We start from the raw sequence: 13,201 nt of genomic DNA, 5'->3' as shown, positions 1-13,201 counted from the left end.
CAACAATGCCGATCATATCGAACGGTGTTCAGCCGAACTCCGCCTTCGGCTCGCGCTCGAGCAAGGATCGGGTTGCGGTCTCGGGCGAGACACCTTCGTAAAGCACCCGGTAGACCTGCTCGCTAATCGGCATCTCGATACCCAAGCGGGATGCGAGCCGATTGATGGCGAGCGCGGTCACGACACCTTCGACCTCTTGGCCGATCTTGGCCTGTGCCTCCGACAAGCTCGCCCCGGCTGCGAGTGCAAGGCCCATGCGCCGGTTACGCGACTGGTTGTCCGTGCAGGTCAGGACCAGATCGCCGATTCCCGCGAGACCCATGAATGTCTCCTTGTGACCGCCCAAGGCGGTGCCGATACGAATCAGCTCGGCAAGCCCTCGCGTAATGAGCGCGGCGCGGGCATTGGCGCCGAACCCGAGACCGTCGGCGATCCCGGTGGCGATCGCGAGCACGTTCTTGGCGGCTCCACACACCTCGACACCGACCATGTCCGAGCTCGTGTAGGCGCGAAACCGTTCACCGTGCAGAAGCCGGGCAATCCGCTCGGCGAACGCGACATCGGCCGAGGCGACCGTCACTGCGGTCGGGAGTCCGCGCGCGACCTCCTGAGCAAAGCTGGGTCCGGACACCACCGCGAGCGCACGCGTCCCCAAGCTCTCCTGTGCCACGGCATGGAGCAGCTCCCCGCTTGCCGGATCCAGACCCTTGGTCGCCCAAGCCACACCCATCGCATCGGGAAGCTGCCGCGCGATTTGGTCCGCCATACCTCGAAACGCGTGACTCGGAACCACGATCAGGCAGTCGCTCGCCCCGGCAAGCGCCTCCTCCAAGGAGGTGGTCGGAGACACGTCCGCAGGAAGCGGGACTCCCGGCAGGAAGAGGCGGTTCTCGCCATCTCGACGCAAGGCGGCAACCTGCTCGACCTCGTGACCCCAGAGCCGCACGCAATGTCCATTGCGGTAGAGCAGGATGGCGAGAGCCGTTCCCCAGGACCCGGCACCCAGAACCGCGATGACGGCCCTCGTGGAATCGGCCTGGAGGGTATCGGCCGGCATGGCTGCGCTCAATGCTGGCTCGGCTGCTCTGCCGCGCTGTCCTTGGCGCGCTGCATCGCCTCCTGTTGATGCTGCGCAAAGAGCGCATCGAAATTGACGTGCTGGAGGACGAGCTGCGGGAAGCTGCCCTTGGACACGAGATCCGACACGACCTCGCGGGCGTAAGGAAAGAGCAGATTAGGACAGTAGGCACCGACCATGGCGCCCATCTCCTGCTCGGCGAAACCGGCGATGCCGAAGATCCCCGCTTGCTGGACCTCGACGATAAAGGCCGTCTTATCCCCGAGCTGTGCCGAGACGGTCACGGAGAGCACGACTTCGTAAAGGTCATCCTGGATGCGGTTGACCTTGGTGCTGACATTGAGCTCATGCGCAGGCTTCCACTCGCCGCGAAAGATATCCGGCGCGTTGGGAGATTCGAACGAGGCGTCTTTAACATAGACGCGCTGGACGGAGAACTGTCGCTCCGATAGCGTGCGGGGTTCGTTGCTCTGCGCGTTCTCGGCCATGGTGTTGTTCCTAATCGAAGGTGTGATCGAAGGCTGAATCTTGGGACAGCGGGGGGATCGGGCGCCGACGCGGTCGATCCCGGCATCGGTCGGGATCGGGATCCGGCTCAGCGTTTCTTGCGTGTAAGCGGGAGGCTCGCGGCTTCCCACGCCATGATGCCGCCGTTAAGGTTGAAGACCTGCTCGAACCCTTCCTTTCGTAGCTGGCTGCAGGCCATCGCCGACTGAGCACCGGACCGGCAGTTGATGATGATCGGCTTGGCCTTATGCTTTGTGAGCGTGGCGATCTGGTTTTTAAATCCGTTCATCGGTACGTTGATCGCGTTGATGATGTGGCCCTTAGCAAAATCGGCTGCCGGGCGAACATCGATGACGACCGCGTCTTGGTGGTTGATCATCTCCGTCGCCGCCAAAGGCTCGACGCTTCCTTTGCCGCCCACGATAATGTTGTGGGTCAGCAACGCCAGGATGACGAACAACGCCACGAAGAGGTACCAGTGGTTACCGACGAACTCCACGATTTGATCTAACAGCATCGCTCTGCGATCTCGTTGATTGGGCAAGACTTCTTGAACGCCGCGACCGGCATCTCGACGTCGGGTCGAGCGCTCCGGGGCCGCAGCGGCCCACGACTGCCCTTGGGATGATTAAGGTGGCGGATTATAAGGAGGTGGAACGCAAGCGTCATCCTGCAGTGCGTCGACTCAGTGAGTGTGCTGGCAGAAGACCTCGCGCATCATCCCGATCAGTTGGAGGGTCCTTCCGTCGCTCACCCGGTAATAGACGCGGTTGGCATCCTTGCGCGAGGCCAGTATGCCCTTGTCCCGTAGAATCGCCAGATGTTGGGAGATGTTGCTCTGCGAGGTTCCGACGTGGTCCACGATCTCCTGGACGCTGACCTCCTGGTCGCCCAGGGTACAGAGGATCTTCAGGCGCAAGGGGTGCGACATGGCTTTGAGCGATCGTGAGGCACGCTCGATGTCGGCATCGTCCGCGAACAGGTTCATCTCGTCGGGGTTGCCGACCGGGTCGTTCAGGACCGGGCGGGAAGGCTGGCTCAGATTGCTCACCATCGCATCCTGTCTCATCAATTGTTAAGCATACAATAATAAACTCTTTCCGGCAGAGTGCGAAGTACATGTACCTTACGCCGCGGCTTGCCCCATGACGCCGATCGCGCCGCCGCAGGCCGAGGATCCCGCACGGACGGTTGTCGGTTCATTCCGGGGTTTCCGCTCGGGCCTCGGACGATGCGTATAATCAGGCGACCGATTCGCACCACGATCATCTCACCGCCGTGCCCAGGACCGTCGCAACAGGACCTCCCGAGCGGCTTCGCCGCAAGCTGCACGATCACCACCGGCGTTGCCGAGCGCGCGATTGGATCGGACACAGCTGCGCGCGCCTGGCGCTCGTATGCGTCCTGGTCACTACACCGGCGGCTGCGCTGGAGACGGCATCCGACGAGACCTTGGACACGCGCGCGAAAGACCTCGAGGAGATTCAGCGGCGGGTCGAGTCGGTCGGTCGGGAGCTCATCGAGCAGCACGCGGACCGCCGTGCCTTGATCGCCGAGCTCGAGGTGAAGGAGCGGGAGGTTGCCGAGGCGGTCGTCACCGGCAGAGAGTTGGCGCACGCGGTTGCCGAGCAGACCCGCGTCGCGGAGGCGCTCCGGGTGCGTCATCTCGAGGAGTACGCCGCACTTGAGCAGGAGCTTGCGCTCTGGGCGGACCTGGTTCGCACCGCTTATGTCATGGGTCGGGCCGATCGCCTGCGTCTGCTTTTGAATCAAGAAGATACCGCACAAGCGAGCCGTATCCTATCGTATTTCGCGTACTTGAACCGAGAGCAGCTCCGGAGAATCACGGCCATCCAGGCGCGCGTTGAGCGGCTCACTCGCTTGGCCCACGACGCCGAGCGGGAGGCGGAGCGCCGGATCGATCTCGCACGCCGCCAGGAGACGGCGCGACTCAGCTTGGAAGCCGCGCGGGAAGAACGCGCCGAGGTCTTGACGCGATTGGAAGCCAGCATTGCCGGCCGAACGGAGAATCTCGATGTGCTCGAGCGCGATGCCGAGGCGCTGAGGCTGTTGGTCGAGCACCTACGTCAGCGTGCTCAGATCCGTGCCGAGCTGGACATTCGGCGTGATCCGTTTCCGGAGCGCCGCGGGCGCCTGGCATGGCCTCTGCTCCAGGGTGAGGTTATTGCCGAGTTCGGAATGCTCAAACCCGACTCCGAGCTGCGCTGGGACGGTGTCTTGCTGGCGGCGCGACAGGGCGAAGAGGTGCGCGCCGTGCATGACGGACGGGTGATCCACGCCGATTGGCTGCGCGGCTTCGGGTTGCTCTTGGTCATCGATCACGGGGAGGGTTACATGTCGATTTACGGCCACAACGAGGCGCTTCTGAAGGAGACCGGCGAATGGGTGGCCACCGGCGAGGTCATCGCCCTGAGCGGCGACAGCGGCGGTCGCGAGGAGCCCGTACTCTATTTTGCAATCCGTCACAACGGCAAGCCGCAGGACCCTTCGGACTGGTGCGCCGGAGCGGCTCGACAGGGATCCCTCTCCGGCGCGGGCCGGGACAATCTTTACGGGCGGCGGGAACGCGTCGGCACCGAACCGATCAAAACGCAACGAGGTCCGGCCTTCGGTGCGGCCGCCTGCAACCAAGCGTCCCGATCGACCTTGGATCAACCTGACGAAAGCAGCGAAAACATGCGATGCTAGGTCATCGTTCCGCAACGGCGGAGCGGATGTATCCGGCCGCGCGATGCACGCCTCGCCGAGCGGCGTGTCGACCCCAACCGACGTGATTCCATAATGCATGCCATGACCCGACGCCTACCCTCCGCCTCGACCTTGATTCTCGGGACTTGTCTCGTCTGGCCCGGCGCGCCGGGTGACCGCGCGTTCGCCGAGACGATCGAGACTCCGGATGTCCTTGAGATCATGTCCACGACGGTCGAAACTGCAAGCGAGCTTCCGCTCGGCGATCTGCGAACCTTTGCCGAGGTCTTCGGGCGCATCAAAGAAGAATACGTCGAGGGCGTCGAAGACAAGTTCCTTCTCGAGGGTGCGATCCGCGGCATGCTCGCAAGTCTCGACCCGCACTCGGCCTACCTCGACAACGATGAGTTTGCGGATCTTCAGGTCGGAACCCGCGGCGAGTTCGGCGGTCTCGGGATCGAGGTCGGAATGGAAGATGGCTTCGTGAAGGTGATCGCGCCGATCGACGACACGCCGGCACAACGCGCGGGCCTCCAGACCGGCGATACCATCGTGCGCATCGACCAGAAGCCGGTCAAGGGGATGAGTCTGAACGATGCAGTGACCTTGATGCGAGGCGAGCCCGGTACGAGCATTGAGCTGACGATCATGCGCTCGGGCGACGAGCCTCCGTTCGACGTCACGCTCGAGCGGGCAGTGATCCAGGTTGCAAGCGTGCGCAGCCGCACGCTTGCGCCCGGCTTCGGCTACATCCGGGTCTCACATTTTCAATCACGTACCACGGAGGACGTGCTCGCGGCGGTCGACTTACTCAAGGGCGCGAACGACGGCACACTGAAGGGTCTTGTGCTCGATCTGCGCAACAACCCCGGCGGAGTGCTCAACAGCGCGGTCGGGGTGAGCGACGCCTTTTTGACCAGCGGTTTGATCGTCTACACGGAGGGTCGGCAGGAGGACAGCAAGCTCCAGTTCCAGGCCGGGCCCGACGATATCCTGTCCGGTGCGCCGATCGTCGTTCTGGTCAACGGCGGCAGCGCCTCGGCTTCCGAGATCGTCGCCGGTGCACTGCAGGACCACAAACGCGCCATCGTCATGGGCAACCAGACGTTCGGCAAGGGTTCGGTCCAGACCATCGTGCCGATCGACGACACGACGGCGCTCAAGCTCACGACCGCTCGCTACTTCACGCCCTCGGGGCGTTCGATCCAGGCCCAGGGCATCACCCCGGACATCGAGCTCGAGCGCGGCGAGTTCAAACCCTTGGAGGCGACCGGCGTGCAGGATCTGAAGGAGTCCGATCTGGCGCGTCACCTCGGGGACGATGCCCCGGGGGACACCTCGGAGGAGGACGCCGGGAAGGGCTCGCTAGTCGCCGAGGACTTTCAGCTGTCCGAAGCACTCAACGTGTTAATGGGGTTGAATATTTTGGGCCGGATAGGCAATCCCTAGCCGGCGCGTTCGAGCGACTCACGTCGAAGCGTCCTCGGTCTTTATCGGAATCGACACATGCCCAGCGTACTCGTCCCGCTCGCTCAGGGATGCGAAGAGCTCGAAGCCGTGACCATCATCGATCTGCTGCGCCGTGCCGCAATCGATGTGGTGACGGCAGGGCTGGACAACCGGCCGGTGGCCGCGAGCCGAGGAACCCTGTTGATCGCGGACACCAGGCTCGAGGATGTGTTGGAACGGACCTTCGACATGATCGTCCTGCCGGGTGGACTGCCGGGCGCCGACCTTCTCGCGGAGGATCCCCGCATCATCGCCTTGATTCGGAGTCAGCACGCAGCGGGCCGCTTTACCGCGGCGATCTGCGCCGCGCCGAAGGTCCTCGCGCGTGCGGGACTCCTCGACGGGCGATCGGCGACCGTCTACCCTGGGGCCGTCGATCCCGCAGCCTATCCGGGGGTCACATTCACCGACGCCGCGGTCGTTGTCGACGGAACCCTCGTCACCTCGCGCGGCCCCGGCACTGCCATGGACTTCGCTTTGCAGCTGATCGAGCTTTTGCTCGGGCGCGAATCGCGCGACCAGGTCGAGCGCGGATTGGTCCGAACCCTCTGACGGGAGACCGAAGCCGCCGGCCCGGATAGATACCCGTGAGCCCAGGACATCAAGGACCATGCCCCTCGACACGCCGATTTCGGCTGCCGCAGCCTTCTTCTCGTTGTTGTCCAGTGTCGCCGCAACCCGCTGGTTGGCCTCGTACGGCGCTGCCGGTCGCGGACCGCTCGATTACCCCAACGCACGCTCGCTGCACAGCACGCCGGTGCCGCGCAGCGGTGGTCTGGCGGTTCTGCTCGGCTCGAGCGCACCGCTCTTGGTGCTGGCCGCACTCGGGATCTCCGCGCCAGAGCTAGGCTGGATCGCGGCGGGCTTGTTGCCGGTCGCAGGCATCGCGTATCTCGACGACATCGGGGATGTCTCGCGTCGATTGAGGCTCGTGGCCCAGATTGGTGCCGCCCTCTTGTTGACGATCGGCGGTCTGCGCTGGGCCCTGCTCGATCTGCCTGGATGGGTCTTGGTCTTTCCGGGTTGGGTCTCCGGCCTCTTGACCCTCGTTTATGTCGTCTGGCTCATTAATCTGTACAACTTTATGGACGGGATGGACGGCCTCGCTGCAGGGATGGCGCTGTTCGGATTCTCCGCGTTCGCGATCCTGGGCTGGTCCGGAGGCGAAACCCTCTTTGCGCTGGCTTCGGCCTGCGTAGCCTTTGCCAGTGCCGGGTTTCTGACGGGCAATTTTCCGCCGGCACGCATCTTTCTGGGGGACGCGGGTTCGTCGAGTCTGGGGTTGTTCGTGGCGGCCTTCTCGTTGTGGGGGACCCACCTCGGACTCTTCCCGCTTTGGAGCGCCTGGCTCGCCTTCTCGCCCTTCATCCTGGACGCGACCTGGACCCTGCTGGCCCGTTTGGTGCGGCGCGAGCGCATCTGGGAGCCGCATCGCTCGCATCACTACCAGCGATTGGTTCTGGCCGGATGGAGCCATCGTCGAACCTTGTTGCGGGCCTATCCCCTCATGGCTGCCGCAGCGGCCTGTGCGGTGGCCTCGCCGCGCCTTCCGCCGCATGAGCAGTGGCTGCTGATCGGGGCTTGGGCGATGATCTATGCCTTGATCCATCTCAAGGTTCGACTGGTCGAGCGCACCGCCTCTTCGACGGAGCGCTCATGAATCCGCTGCTCGACCGTCTGCGCTCGCGAACCGCCGCCTTCTCGCACGATCTCCTCATGATTCCGGTGGCGTGGATCGCCGCCTATTGGCTGCGCTTCAACCTGGGCCGGATCCCGCCCGAATTCGTCGACAGTGCGCTGACCTCGTTGCCCTGGGTCCTGGTGATTCAAGGCACCGTCTTTTGGCTGTTCGGGCTCTATCGCGGGGTGTGGCGGTTTGCGTCGCTCCCCGATCTGGTGCGCATCGTCAAGGCCGCCGTCGCGGGGACGGTCCTGGTCGTGGTCGCGCTCTTCATACTGAACCGCACCGAGCTGATTCCGCGATCCGTGCCGGTGCTCTTCCTAGGGCTTCAAGTGATCCTGGTAGCCGGTCCGCGGCTGCTGTATCGCTGGTTGAAGGACCACCGACTTAACCTGAGCTCCGGACAGCGTGTTCTGATCGTGGGCGCCGGGCGCGCGGGCGAGATGTTGGTGCGCGACATGCTCCGCGATCCGAGCCGATCCTATTTCCCGGCGGGCTTCGTCGACGACAAGCCGCGCCGGCAGGGCAGCGAGGTTCACGGTGTCCCGGTTCTCGGGTTGACCGAGGCGATCCCCGAGATCGTCGTGCGCGAGGATATCGATCTGCTGATGCTGGCTGTTCCCAGCGCGACGGCCAAGGAGATGCGTCGCCTGGTGGAGTTGTGCGAAGACACCGGCCGGCCTTTCCGCACCGTTCCGGAGCTGCGTAATCTCATGACCGGACAGGTCAGCATCAGTCAGTTGCGACCGGTCTCGATCGAGGATCTGCTCGGTCGCGATCCCGTCAGCTTGGACTGGGAGGGGATCCGGGCAGGCCTCTCCGCACGCGCCGTTCTGGTGACCGGTGCCGGCGGCTCCATCGGCTCCGAGTTGGTGCGCCAGATCGCGGCGGCCGGTCCGACTCGGCTGATCCTGATCGACAACGGCGAGTACAACCTCTACCGCATCGAAATGGAGCTGCTCGAGCGCTACCCGAACCTCTGCTTTACGCGTCACCTGGTGGACGTCGCGGACGCTGCCGGTCTGGATGCGGTCTTTGCTGCGGAGCGCCCACAGATCATCTTCCATGCGGCGGCCTACAAGCATGTCCCCATGCTCGAGGATCAGATCCGCGCCGCGGTTCGCAACAACGTAACCGGCACGCGGGTTGTCGCGGAGACCGCGGAGCGATGGGGGTGCGAGCGTTTCGTCCTGATCTCGACCGACAAGGCCGTGCACCCCGCCAATGTCATGGGCGCGACCAAACGGGTCGCCGAGGCGATCTGTCAGACCCTGAACCAGAGATCGGCGTGTCGCTACATCACCGTGCGATTCGGCAATGTCCTCGGATCCGCGGGGAGCGTGGTGCCTTTGTTCAGCCGCCAGATCGAGCAAGGCGGACCGGTCACGGTGACCCACCCGGAGATCGAGCGCTTCTTCATGACCATCCCCGAGGCATGCCAGCTCATCATGCAAGCCGCCGTGATCGGGGACGGCGGCGAGATCTTTGTGCTGGACATGGGCGAGCCGATCAAGATCCGGTATCTTGCCGAACAAATGATCCGTCTGTCCGGGCATGAGCCCGGCGAGGAGATTTCCATCCACTACGTCGGCCTGCGCCCGGGGGAAAAGCTCTACGAGGAGCTCTTTTACGACTCCGAAGATCTCGTCCCGACGTGTCATCCGAAGATTCGTGTGGCCCGGGGAAGCGACGGTCTGATCGCGGCCGCGCCCGACGAGAGCGTTGCAGCACTGGAGCATGCCGCTGCGCTGGACGATCGCTCCGCGATGGTCGCCATCTTGCGGACGATGCTGCCGGGATGGCACCCTGAGCTCAGCGATACCCTCGCAGCGACCGCGGCCGTCCAAGACCGGAGGAATGCCGATGCATGAAGACGCTGTCCTCGATGAAGCACCGAGCATCAGCGCGACGCGCGATGACCTCGACGAGGTGTTTTCCGGCTCGCAGACGCACGCCGCTACGCCTGACTCCGCCGTTGCTCCGACCGTCCCCGGCCCGGTCTTAGGGCAGCCGACCAGCGATCGGACCCCGGAGACCCTGCATCCGGAGCCCCCCGCGGAGGGGCGTGTCGTCGCGCACCTGCACGCGGCCGGGAAGCTCTCGCCCGGCGATCTCGCTCGGGCGCGGCGTCTCGCCGACGAGGCGGGCGACCCCCTTTTGCCGATGCTCGTGCGCCTGGGACTCATCTCCGAGCGCGACATGGCGCAGGCGATGTCGGATGTGCTTGAGCTCCCCCTGGCTGACCCGAGCAGCTTCCCGGCCGAGCCGTTGCGCGAAGATCTCTTCAGTCTGCGGTTTTTGAAGGACGCCAAGGTGCTTCCCGTGTCCGAGGATCAGAACAGTATCCAAGTCGCTTTTGCCCATCCGATCGATCGGTTCGCGGTCGAGGCCATGCAGATGGCGGCGGGCAAGCCCGTGAAGGCCCTCGTGGGGTTGCCGAGCGAGATAGAGCTGACTCTGGAGCGCCTCTACGAGAAGGTCGAAGAGGCCCCCGAAAGCGCCGAGGGGGCCCTCGGCGACTTCGACGAGGAGGACATCGAGCATCTCAAGGATCTGGCCAGCGAGGCCCCGGTCATCCGGATGGTCAACCAGTTGATCCAAAAGGCGCTCGAATCACGGGCATCGGATATTCACATCGAGCCCTTCGCCGACCAGCTCAAGGTGCGTTACCGCGTCGACGGGATCCTCAAGGAGGTCGACGCACCGCCCGTGCGCTCGACCGCCGCCGTCATTTCACGCGTAAAGATCATGGCGAAGCTCAACATCGCCGAGCGGCGCCTACCTCAAGACGGGCGCATCCCGATCCGGATCCAGGGTCGCGAGCTGGATCTGCGTGTCTCCACCGTTCCGACCATGTTCGGCGAAAGCGTGGTCATGCGGCTACTCGACAAGGAAAGCGTGCGCTTCGACCTGGATGCGCTCGGCTTCGATGGCTCGCCGCGCGAGCGCCTCAGGCTGATCCTGGAGAAGCCCTACGGCATCCTGCTGGTGACCGGGCCGACCGGCTCGGGCAAGAGCACCACGCTCTACACGGCGCTCAGCCGCATGAACACCGAGGAGCGCAAGATCATCACGGTCGAGGATCCGGTGGAATACCAGTTGGCCGGGATCAACCAGATCCAGGTGAAGAGCGCGATCGGCATGACCTTCGCCAGCGCCCTTCGCGCCATCGTCCGTCAGGATCCGGACGTCATCATGGTCGGCGAGATGCGCGACCTCGAGACCGCCCGGATCGCCGTGCAGTCGGCCCTCACCGGCCATGTGGTGCTCTCGACGCTGCACACCAACGACGCGGCCAGCGGCGTTACCCGTCTGCTTGAGATGGGCGTCGAGGACTATCTGCTCACCTCCACGATCAACGGCATCCTCGCCCAACGCCTGGTGCGCAAGCTGTGCCCGCATTGTCAGGTGTCCTATCCGGCGATCCCCGAGCTGGCGGTGCGCTTCGCGGCCATCGGGGCCGCGCCCGAGGATGTCGAGCTGCACCGGGCCGTCGGTTGCGACGCCTGCAACGGGACCGGCTATCGCGGACGTTTGGTCATCACCGAGGTCCTGCTGATGACCGATCCGATCCGTAAGGCCGTGCTGAACCATGCGACCGCGACCGAGATCCGCCGCATCGCGGTCGCCGAGGGGATGGAGACCATGTACCTAGACGGCCTGCGCAAGGCGCTCGACGGCCGCACGACGATCGAGGAGGTGCTGCGCGTCGCCGAGGCAGGCGAGGAGCCGGGCGTCGACTGAGCCCGAGCCGCGTCCCGAGCGACCACTGATGTCGTGTCTCGGAGCAACGCTCGGTCGAACCCGAATGCCCCGAGCTGGACGCGGCTCAGGTCAACAAGAACTGCTTTTCATTTTTGAACCGCGTCCCCTGCGACGTCGATTGATTCACTCGACGCCGATCCAACGCGAATCCGGTGCATATCGCATGCGACACGGTTCAACCGAGGACTGAAGTGCCGAAATATTTCTACAAGGCGGTCAAGCTCGACGGTGAGAGCGTTGAGGGCGAGCAGGAGGCGGTCGACGAGGCCGCGCTGGTGCGTCAACTCCAGTCCGAAGGGCTTATCCCGATCGAAGCCCGTTCCTCGGCCGGGCTGCGCGCCCGCTTCGTGCGGAAACGGCGGCGGCGCATCAACCAAAAGGAGATCGGCATCCTCACCCGCGAGCTGGCGACGCTCCTTGAGGCGGGGATGACGTTGGACCGATCGCTGCAGATCCTGGTGGACCTCACCGAGGAGGAGCATCTGATCCATGTCCTGTCGGACCTGCAGGAACGGGTGCGCGGCGGTGCGACCTTCTCCAGCGCGCTCGACCTGCAGGACGGGCAGTTCCCGCGGCTCTACGTCAATATGGTGCGTGCGGGCGAGGCTAGCGGCGCGCTGGATCAGGTCCTGGATCGGCTCGCCGATTATCTCGAACGATTGGCCGAGCTGCGCCAGACGATCACCTCCGCGCTGGTCTACCCCTCCATCCTCTTGGTGGTTGCGGCCTTGTCGGTCATCATGCTGCTGGTCTTCGTCGTACCCCAGTTCACGGTGCTCTTCGACGACATGGGCGAGGCACTTCCGCTGCCGACCCGGATCGTGGTCGCGACCGGCGATCTCTTCCGCAACTATTGGTGGGCCATGCTGGTGGGCATCGCCTTGATTGCCGTGGTGCTGGAGCGCTGGTTTCAGGACCCGGTCGTCCGCGACCGGTTCGACCACAAGGTTCTGGGTGTTCCGCTCTTCGGTGATCTGATCTGGAAGATGGAGACGGCGCGACTCTGCCATACCCTGGCCACCCTCCTGAAGAACGGCCTACCCCTGCTCAGTGCGCTGACGCTTGCCAAAGAGGTCGTCTCCAATCGGAAACTCTCGGGCCTGCTCAACGAGGCCGGTGACGACCTCAAGCACGGTCGCGGTCTCGCCGGACCCTTGGCTCGCCTCGAGGTCTTGCCGGATCTGGCGCTGCAGATGATTCGCGTCGGAGAGGAGTCCGGCAGTCTGGACGCGATGCTGGCGAAGGTGGCAAGCATCTACGATCGGGAGACCCGCAACAGCGTCCAGAGTATGCTGACGTTGCTTGAGCCGATTCTCATCATCGGGCTCGGCGTCGTCGTAGCGGGCATCATCATCTCGATCCTGATGGCCATTCTCGGTGCCAACGAGCTGGTCTTCTGACCCGCTCGGACATCCTCCGTGCGCGCGCAGATCACCTTGGCCCTACACCATCGGCCCCCTACAATGACCACAATCGTTCAAAGTCATCCGAGTCTATCTATGCATCCGAATCAAACAAAGCGCTTTCGCGGTTTCACCCTGGTCGAGCTCCTCGTGGTTCTCGCGATCCTCGGTCTGCTGGCGGGGCTCGTCGGTCCCCAAGTCATGAGCTTCCTCGGCTCGTCCAAAAGTAAGACGGCTAAGCTCCAGATCGAAAACCTCGCCGCGACCCTGGATATGTACCGCTTGGAGGTTGGCCGCTACCCGACCCAAGCCGAGGGTCTGCAGGCCCTCGTGGAGCGCCCTGCCAACATCCAGAGCTGGAACGGTCCGTATCTGAGAAAGGGCGACGTTCCGAAAGACCCTTGGGGCTTCGACTATCAGTACCGTATGCCCGGCGAGAACGGAGCTTTCGATATCTGGTCGCTTGGCGCGGACAACCGCGAGGGTGGGGACGGCGAGAACGCGGACCTCCGCAGCTGGGATTGAGCTCGGCGCGACATCGGCGTCTCG

At 64.2% G+C, this 13,201-nt stretch carries 12 protein-coding genes; 8 read left to right on the top strand and 4 right to left on the bottom strand.

All coding sequences use genetic code 11. The annotated features are described in order from the left end of the window. Positions 1–28 precede the first annotated feature (28 nt). From AADX97_RS08755 to AADX97_RS08740, 4 genes are all read right to left on the bottom strand, one after another. On the bottom strand, positions 29–1,057 hold the full coding sequence (locus AADX97_RS08755) for an NAD(P)H-dependent glycerol-3-phosphate dehydrogenase (RefSeq protein ID WP_374233441.1): 1,029 nt from the start codon (positions 1,055–1,057) through the stop codon (positions 29–31). Positions 1,058–1,065: 8 nt separating this feature from the next. After that, positions 1,066–1,566, bottom strand: coding sequence for a protein-export chaperone SecB (gene secB, locus AADX97_RS08750; RefSeq protein WP_374233351.1), 501 nt, complete (start codon positions 1,564–1,566; stop codon positions 1,066–1,068). 107 nt (positions 1,567–1,673) lie between these two features. Then, complete coding sequence (locus AADX97_RS08745; protein WP_374233352.1) at positions 1,674–2,102, bottom strand: rhodanese-like domain-containing protein; 429 nt, start codon at positions 2,100–2,102, stop codon at positions 1,674–1,676. Between the two features lie 168 nt (positions 2,103–2,270). Continuing rightward, a complete protein-coding gene (locus AADX97_RS08740; protein WP_374233353.1) occupies positions 2,271–2,639 on the bottom strand; it encodes an ArsR/SmtB family transcription factor in 369 nt (122 codons plus the stop codon). Positions 2,640–2,863: 224 nt separating this feature from the next. On the opposite strand from AADX97_RS08740, the gene AADX97_RS08735 reads away from it, so the two are divergent. The 8 genes from AADX97_RS08735 (at position 2,864) to gspG (ending at position 13,177) form a co-directional block, all read left to right on the top strand. Further along, positions 2,864–4,294, top strand: coding sequence for a murein hydrolase activator EnvC (locus tag AADX97_RS08735; protein ID WP_374233354.1), 1,431 nt, complete (start codon positions 2,864–2,866; stop codon positions 4,292–4,294). Positions 4,295–4,396: 102 nt separating this feature from the next. Beyond that, complete coding sequence (locus AADX97_RS08730; RefSeq protein ID WP_374233355.1) at positions 4,397–5,743, top strand: S41 family peptidase; 1,347 nt, start codon at positions 4,397–4,399, stop codon at positions 5,741–5,743. Positions 5,744–5,800: 57 nt separating this feature from the next. Next, positions 5,801–6,355: a DJ-1 family glyoxalase III gene (locus tag AADX97_RS08725; RefSeq protein WP_374233356.1), complete on the top strand. Its 555-nt coding sequence runs from the start codon at positions 5,801–5,803 to the stop codon at positions 6,353–6,355. Between the two features lie 58 nt (positions 6,356–6,413). After that, positions 6,414–7,463, top strand: a complete 1,050-nt coding sequence (locus AADX97_RS08720; RefSeq protein ID WP_374233357.1) for a glycosyltransferase family 4 protein — start codon at positions 6,414–6,416, stop codon at positions 7,461–7,463. Continuing rightward, on the top strand, positions 7,460–9,355 hold the full coding sequence (locus AADX97_RS08715; RefSeq protein WP_374233358.1) for a polysaccharide biosynthesis protein: 1,896 nt from the start codon (positions 7,460–7,462) through the stop codon (positions 9,353–9,355). Before AADX97_RS08720 ends, AADX97_RS08715 begins: the two co-directional genes overlap by 4 nt. Beyond that, positions 9,348–11,228 (top strand): type II secretion system ATPase GspE, encoded by a 1,881-nt coding sequence (gene gspE / locus AADX97_RS08710; protein ID WP_374233359.1) that lies wholly within the window; start codon positions 9,348–9,350, stop codon positions 11,226–11,228. The genes AADX97_RS08715 and gspE overlap by 8 nt, the downstream gene beginning before the upstream one ends. 212 nt (positions 11,229–11,440) lie before the next feature. Further along, on the top strand, positions 11,441–12,649 hold the full coding sequence (locus AADX97_RS08705; protein ID WP_374233360.1) for a type II secretion system F family protein: 1,209 nt from the start codon (positions 11,441–11,443) through the stop codon (positions 12,647–12,649). A gap of 99 nt (positions 12,650–12,748) precedes the next feature. Beyond that, positions 12,749–13,177: a type II secretion system major pseudopilin GspG gene (gene gspG, locus AADX97_RS08700; RefSeq protein WP_374233361.1), complete on the top strand. Its 429-nt coding sequence runs from the start codon at positions 12,749–12,751 to the stop codon at positions 13,175–13,177. Positions 13,178–13,201: the final 24 nt, after the last annotated feature.

The sequence above is a fragment of the Thiocapsa sp. C2-2m genome (assembly GCF_041903745.1).
Classification (GTDB): Bacteria; Pseudomonadota; Gammaproteobacteria; order Chromatiales; family Chromatiaceae; genus Thiocapsa; species Thiocapsa roseilacustris.
Note: the sequence above shows the minus strand (reverse complement) of the source record. Positions and strands in the feature narration are given on the sequence as shown.

What these genes read in the sequence shown, in the direction of transcription:
- AADX97_RS08755 (WP_374233441.1), bottom strand. Translation starts at nt 1,057, where the DNA reads ATGCCGGCCGATACCCTCCAGGCCGATTCCACGAGGGCCGTCATCGCG.
- secB (WP_374233351.1), bottom strand. Translation starts at nt 1,566, where the DNA reads ATGGCCGAGAACGCGCAGAGCAACGAACCCCGCACGCTATCGGAGCGA.
- AADX97_RS08745 (WP_374233352.1), bottom strand. Translation starts at nt 2,102, where the DNA reads ATGCTGTTAGATCAAATCGTGGAGTTCGTCGGTAACCACTGGTACCTC.
- AADX97_RS08740 (WP_374233353.1), bottom strand. Translation starts at nt 2,639, where the DNA reads ATGGTGAGCAATCTGAGCCAGCCTTCCCGCCCGGTCCTGAACGACCCG.
- AADX97_RS08730 (WP_374233355.1), top strand. Translation starts at nt 4,397, where the DNA reads ATGACCCGACGCCTACCCTCCGCCTCGACCTTGATTCTCGGGACTTGT.
- AADX97_RS08725 (WP_374233356.1), top strand. Translation starts at nt 5,801, where the DNA reads ATGCCCAGCGTACTCGTCCCGCTCGCTCAGGGATGCGAAGAGCTCGAA.
- AADX97_RS08720 (WP_374233357.1), top strand. Translation starts at nt 6,414, where the DNA reads ATGCCCCTCGACACGCCGATTTCGGCTGCCGCAGCCTTCTTCTCGTTG.
- AADX97_RS08715 (WP_374233358.1), top strand. Translation starts at nt 7,460, where the DNA reads ATGAATCCGCTGCTCGACCGTCTGCGCTCGCGAACCGCCGCCTTCTCG.
- gspE (WP_374233359.1), top strand. Translation starts at nt 9,348, where the DNA reads ATGCATGAAGACGCTGTCCTCGATGAAGCACCGAGCATCAGCGCGACG.
- gspG (WP_374233361.1), top strand. Translation starts at nt 12,749, where the DNA reads ATGCATCCGAATCAAACAAAGCGCTTTCGCGGTTTCACCCTGGTCGAG.